Origin of the sequence: Serratia odorifera, assembly GCF_041448735.1 — a bacterium.
Taxonomy (GTDB): Bacteria; Pseudomonadota; Gammaproteobacteria; order Enterobacterales; family Enterobacteriaceae; genus Serratia_F; species Serratia_F odorifera.
Genome location: NZ_JBGMUT010000018.1, coordinates 1 through 4,798, shown reverse-complemented (window position 1 = coordinate 4,798; position 4,798 = coordinate 1). Strand labels below are relative to the sequence as shown.

3 protein-coding genes are annotated in these 4,798 nt (G+C 52.6%); all 3 read left to right on the top strand.

Annotation, left to right across the window (positions count from 1 at the left end):
* Positions 1-528 precede the first annotated feature (528 nt).
* The 3 genes from acs to actP all read left to right on the top strand — a co-directional run bounded on the left by acs (position 529) and on the right by actP (position 4,550).
* A complete protein-coding gene (gene acs / locus ACCC84_RS22495) occupies positions 529-2,487 on the top strand; it encodes an acetate--CoA ligase (protein ID WP_198773948.1) in 1,959 nt (652 codons plus the stop codon).
* Positions 2,488-2,589: 102 nt separating this feature from the next.
* Positions 2,590-2,901: a DUF485 domain-containing protein gene (locus tag ACCC84_RS22490; protein ID WP_088499845.1), complete on the top strand. Its 312-nt coding sequence runs from the start codon at positions 2,590-2,592 to the stop codon at positions 2,899-2,901.
* Complete coding sequence (actP, locus tag ACCC84_RS22485) at positions 2,898-4,550, top strand: cation/acetate symporter ActP (protein ID WP_004966325.1); 1,653 nt, start codon at positions 2,898-2,900, stop codon at positions 4,548-4,550. Before ACCC84_RS22490 ends, actP begins: the two co-directional genes overlap by 4 nt.
* The last annotated feature ends 248 nt before the right edge of the window (positions 4,551-4,798 follow it).

Sequence of the window (4,798 nt, the reverse complement as noted above, 5' to 3'; positions counted from 1 at the left end):
TTTCGGCCAGCATAAAAGAAGACGGGATAAAGAAAAGGACTAATATCTCAAATCACCGGAGGATATGTATTTTCTAACGAATGACTTGACTGTTCGACATTAGCATTACGCTTCCCTCCTTCCGCCAAGGTTAACAAGAATAGAAATAAAAACAATTAGTTATTTTAAATACAATTAATAAATCAATTGTTTCCATGATCGCCCGATAGAAAAACACATGCTTTCAGATAATTTGTTATCTCTTCGAACCACAGAAAAATAATAGCCGAATCGTTGCCATCTCTTGATTCAATATATTCACCAACCATATAACATTTGGTTATTCATAATGGCAGTTTAGTTAAAAATGACATATTCATGGACTTTTTGCTGCCAAGTCAGTGGATATCGTCATCAATTTCACCAGTAACTATTACAAATCAATATCTTCGTTGCGTGATCTGCCGCGCAAAAAAGAAACAAAGAATCATAGCAAACTATACTTAACCTTCAGTTGACATACTATTAACAACTTCAAGGAGAAAAGCTATGAGCCAACTGCACAAACACGCTATTCCTGCCGCAATTGCGGAACGCACCCTGATCAATCCGGCACAATATCAGCAATATTATCAACAGTCTGTGCAAGACCCAGATGCATTCTGGGGTGAGCATGGCAAAATTGTCGATTGGATCAAACCCTACACCAAGGTGAAAAATACCTCTTTCGATCCTGGCCACGTCAGCATTCGCTGGTTTGAGGACGGGACCCTGAACCTGGCGGCCAACTGCCTGGACCGCCATCTGGCCAGTCGCGGCGATCAGACCGCCATTATCTGGGAAGGTGACGATCCCGGCCAATCCAAACATGTCACCTATAAGCAGCTGCATCACGATGTCTGTCAATTCGCCAATGTGTTGAAGAACCTCGGGGTTAAAAAAGGCGACGTGGTGGCAATCTATATGCCAATGGTGCCGGAAGCCGCCGTGGCCATGCTGGCCTGCGCGCGTATCGGTGCCGTGCACTCGGTTATCTTCGGTGGCTTTTCACCGGAAGCCGTAGCCGGGCGTATCATCGATTCCAACTCCAGCCTGGTGATTACCGCCGACGAAGGCCTGCGTGCCGGCCGCTCGGTACCGTTGAAGCAAAACGTCGATGAAGCGCTGAAAAATCCGGGGGTAAAAAGCGTCAATAATGTGGTGGTGTTCCAACGCACCGGAAAACCGGGCTACTGGCAACAAGGGCGCGATTTATGGTGGCATGACCTGATTGACGGCGTCTCCGCCGATTGCCCCGCGGAAGAGATGAACGCCGAAGATCCGCTGTTCATTCTCTATACCTCCGGTTCTACCGGCAAGCCTAAAGGCGTTTTGCATACCACCGGTGGTTATCTGGTGTATGCCGCCATGACGTTTAAATACGTCTTCGATTACCATGACGGTGATATTTACTGGTGTACCGCCGACGTTGGCTGGGTTACCGGCCACAGCTATCTGCTTTACGGCCCGCTGGCTTGCGGTGCCATCACCTTGATGTTTGAAGGCGTGCCTAACTACCCTGGTGTTAATCGCCTGTCGCAGGTGGTGGATAAACATCAGGTCAATATTCTGTATACCGCCCCTACCGCCATCCGTGCGCTGATGGCCGAAGGTGACAAAGCCATCGAAGGTACCCAACGCGATTCGTTGCGTATTATGGGCTCGGTCGGCGAACCGATTAACCCCGAAGCCTGGGAATGGTATTACAACAAAATCGGTAACGGGAAATGCCCGATTATGGATACCTGGTGGCAGACCGAAACCGGCGGTTTTATGATCACCCCGTTGCCAGGCGCCACCGAACTCAAAGCCGGCTCCGCTACGCGCCCGTTCTTCGGCGTACAGCCGGCGCTGGTTGACAACAGCGGAACCCCGCTGCAGGGAGCAACCGAAGGCAATCTGGTGATCACCGACTCCTGGCCTGGCCAGGCGCGTACCCTGTTCGGCGATCATGAACGGTTCGAACAAACCTATTTCTCTACCTTCAAAGGCATGTACTTCAGCGGCGACGGTGCCCGCCGTGATGAAGACGGCTACTACTGGATCACCGGCCGAGTCGACGACGTGCTGAACGTATCGGGCCACCGTCTGGGAACCGCAGAAATCGAATCGGCGCTGGTTGCCCACCCAAAAATCGCTGAAGCGGCAGTGGTTGGCATACCACACAACATCAAAGGACAGGCAATTTATGCCTATGTCACGTTAAACCACGGGGAAGAGCCAACGCCGGAGCTGTATACCGAGGTGCGTAACTGGGTACGCAAAGAAATAGGGCCAATCGCCACGCCCGACGTACTGCACTGGACTGACTCGCTGCCTAAAACCCGTTCGGGCAAAATCATGCGCCGCATTTTGCGCAAAATTGCCGCTGGCGATACCAGCAACCTGGGGGATACCTCAACGCTGGCGGATCCAGCCGTAGTCGACAAGCTGTTGGAAGAAAAACAATCAATGAAAGTGCCGTCATAATTTCTGCCGCTTCGGGCCGTTCATCGCCGGTTGTCGGATGCACGGCTTGATACCCTTGGGTATGCGCGGCGTTCGCTATCAATACCTACTGGAGACACTCTGATGAATGACACCATTTATCAAGGGATTGAGCAAAACCCGCGTTTCAAGGAGCTGGTGCGCAAACGCAGCCGTTTTGCCTGGCTGCTGTCGCTAATAACGCTGGCGTTATATGTCGGTTTTATTTTTTTAATTGCCTTTAACCCACAATGGCTAGGCACCCCTATCGCTGCCGGCTCAACCATCACGCGCGGCATTCCAATCGGCGTCGGGCTGATCGTTATTTCGTTCGTCCTTACCGGGATTTATGTTTTCCGCGCCAACGGTGAATTTGACCGTCTCACCGCGGAAGTGCTGCGCGAGGTGAAACAATGAGGGGTTTATTCATTGCGGTAACATTACTGTTATTACCTGGCCTGGCCCAGGCGGACGCCATCGGCGGCGCGGTTCAGCGTCAGCCGTTGAATATTCAGGCCATCGTGATGTTCCTGCTGTTCGTTGGCGCTACGCTGTATATCACCTACTGGGCCTCCAAGCGCACCCGTTCCCGTCAGGACTACTACACTGCCGGAGGGCGCATTACCGGCTTGCAAAATGGTTTGGCAATCGCCGGCGACTTCATGTCAGCCGCGTCGTTTCTTGGGATCTCTGCACTGGTGTATACCTCGGGTTACGATGGGCTGATCTACTCCATTGGCTTCCTGATTGGTTGGCCGATAATTTTGTTCCTGATCGCCGAACGTCTGCGTAATCTGGGCCGCTACACCTTCGCCGACGTTGCGTCTTATCGCCTGAAACAAAAACCGATTCGCACGCTGTCTGCCTGTGGCTCACTGGTGGTGGTTGCGCTGTATCTGATCGCCCAGATGGTTGGCGCAGGTAAACTCATTCAGCTGTTATTCGGCCTCAACTATCATATCGCGGTCATTTTGGTCGGTATCTTAATGGTACTGTACGTTTTGTTTGGCGGCATGTTGGCCACCACCTGGGTACAAATTATCAAGGCAGTCCTGCTGCTGTCCGGCGCCAGCTTTATGGCGCTGATGGTGATGAAGTCGGTGAATTTTGACTTCAATACCCTGTTCGCCGAAGCAGTGAAAGTGCATCCCAAGGGCATTGCCATCATGAGCCCAGGAGGGCTGGTTTCCGATCCGATATCAGCGCTTTCGCTTGGGCTGGCATTGATGTTCGGTACCGCAGGCTTGCCACATATCCTGATGCGCTTCTTCACGGTGCACGATGCAAAAGAAGCGCGTAAAAGCGTTTTCTATGCGACCGGTTTTATTGGTTACTTCTATATTCTGACCTTTATCATCGGCTTCGGCGCCATTCTGCTGGTTAGCGGCAATCCGGCGTTTAAAGACGCGACCGGCGCACTGCTCGGCGGCACGAATATGGCAGCGGTACACCTGGCCAATGCCGTCGGCGGCAACTTCTTCCTTGGCTTTATTTCTGCCGTAGCCTTCGCCACAATTTTGGCCGTAGTCGCTGGCTTGACGCTGGCGGGCGCGTCGGCGGTTTCCCACGATCTGTACGCCAGCGTTATCAAAAACGGCAAGGCTACCGAGCGTGATGAACTGCGCGTGTCCAAGATCACCGTCGTCGTGCTGGGGATCGTTGCCATTGCATTAGGCATTCTGTTTGAAAAGCAGAACATTGCCTTTATGGTCGGTCTGGCGTTCTCCATTGCCGCCAGCTGTAATTTCCCTATCATCATCCTTTCGATGTATTGGTCACGCCTGACCACTCGTGGTGCGATGATCGGTGGCTGGCTTGGTCTGTTGACCGCGGTGATCCTGATGATCCTTGGCCCGACGATTTGGGTGCAAATACTCGGTCATGAGAAAGCGATCTATCCATACGAATACCCAGCGTTGTTCTCGATGATTGTGGCATTCGTCGGTACCTGGCTATTTTCGGTCACCGACAGTTCGTTGGCAGGCCAGCAGGAACGCGAGCGTTTCCGCTCTCAGTTCGTTCGCTCGCAAACCGGTCTGGGAATTTCGCAAGGCAGCGCGCATTAATACCGCTGCATGTGCCGTCGAAACACCAACCAAGGCCCTGCGGGGCCTTTTTTATTGACTGAACAGCGTTAGCAAGCTCCTGTCATTGTCCGTAGACCCGCCAAATAAAAAGCCCCACGCTTGCGCGTAGGGCTGGTTGTTTTATTTGATGCCTGACCGTGTCCTGCCCTGTTCGTCTTATCCCGAGGCTCACCCCCACCGGCCGCCGCCAGCGGGGTTCACATCCGTTCCAGACGGACAGAGCGCCT